General features: G+C 62.6%; 1 protein-coding gene. It reads right to left on the bottom strand.

What is annotated here, in order from left to right; translation table 11 throughout:
* A partial coding sequence (locus ACFSAG_RS14940) for an IS256-like element ISSpma2 family transposase (RefSeq protein WP_381516471.1) occupies window positions 1-1,199 on the bottom strand: 1,199 nt, incomplete at its 3' end.
* Window positions 1,200-1,289: the final 90 nt, after the last annotated feature.

Consider the following 1,289-nt stretch of genomic DNA (forward strand, 5'->3'; position numbering starts at 1 on the left):
GTGATGTGTAGGGGCTGATTTTCCTCCTCGATCATGGGTTGGTTGAGTTCGGCCATGCCTTCGATCTGCATGTATCGGTGCTGGAGCTGCCACTCGTCGTTCTGCTCCATCAGCACAGCCCCGACGAGGCGGATGATGCTGTCTTCGTTCGGGAAGATTCCGACGACGTCGGCGCGGCGCTTGACCTCCTTGTTGAGCCGCTCGAGCGGATTGGTTGAGTGTAACTTCGTGCGGTGCTGGGTGGGGAAGCCGGTGTAGGCGAGCACGTCGGTTTCGGCCTCGTCCATGCAGGCGCCGAGCTTGGGCCAACGGGTGCGCAACTGGTCGGCGACCTGTCGCCAGACCTGCGTTGCGCTTTTCTGATCGGGCTGCAGGAAGACCTGGCGGATCGCGGCGGCGACGACAGTGTTCTGGCCCTTGGGCACATAGGACAGGGCATTGCGCATGAAGTGCACCCGGCAGCGCTGCCAGGTGGCGCCCATGACGCGGGTGATCGCGCCCTTGAGGCCCTCGTGAGCATCGGAGATGACCAGCTTCACGCCGGTAAGACCGCGCCGAACAAGGTCCTTCAGGAAGTCGGACCAGAAGACCTCCGCTTCCGAGGGGCCGATATGCAGGCCGACGATCTCGCGCCGGCCCTCGGTGTTGACGGCCATGGCGATTATTGCGGCAACGCTGATGATCCGCCCGCCTTCGCGTACCTTGAGATAGGTGGCATCGAGCCAGAGATACGGCCATTCGCCGGTGAGCGGGCGTTTCAGAAAGGCATGGACGCGCTCGTCAATGTCCTTGCAAAGCTTGGAGACGGTGGACTTGGAGATGCCGGTCATGCCCATGGCCTGGACGAGTTCATCGACCCGCCGGGTGCTGACCCCGCCGATCCACGCTTCCTGGATCACCGCAACCAGCGCTTTCTCGACCATCTTGCGGGGCTCAAGGAAGCCCGGAAAGTAGGACCCAGCACGCAGCTTGGGGATTTTCAGGTTCAGCGTGCCTACCCGGGTATCCAGCGAACGGTCGCGATAGCCGTTGCGCCAGGTCGCGCGCTCGCTGCTGCGTTCGTGGCGACCCGCGCCGATCAGGCCATCAACGTCGGCCTCCATGATCAGCTGCAGCACGTTCTCGGCGATGGTGCGCAAAAAATCCGGTTGGCCGCCCTTCGCAGCAAGCTCTTCGATCAGTAATCTGTCCTCGGTCATCGGGAACTCCTCTTCGTCACGGTTGAAGTGTGCAAACTCCACCATAACGATGAACCCGGTGGCCACCAGCGACGCCGCATTCCGGGGTGG

The organism is Sphingorhabdus buctiana (assembly GCF_042680825.1).
Classification (GTDB): Bacteria; Pseudomonadota; Alphaproteobacteria; order Sphingomonadales; family Sphingomonadaceae; genus Sphingorhabdus_B; species Sphingorhabdus_B buctiana.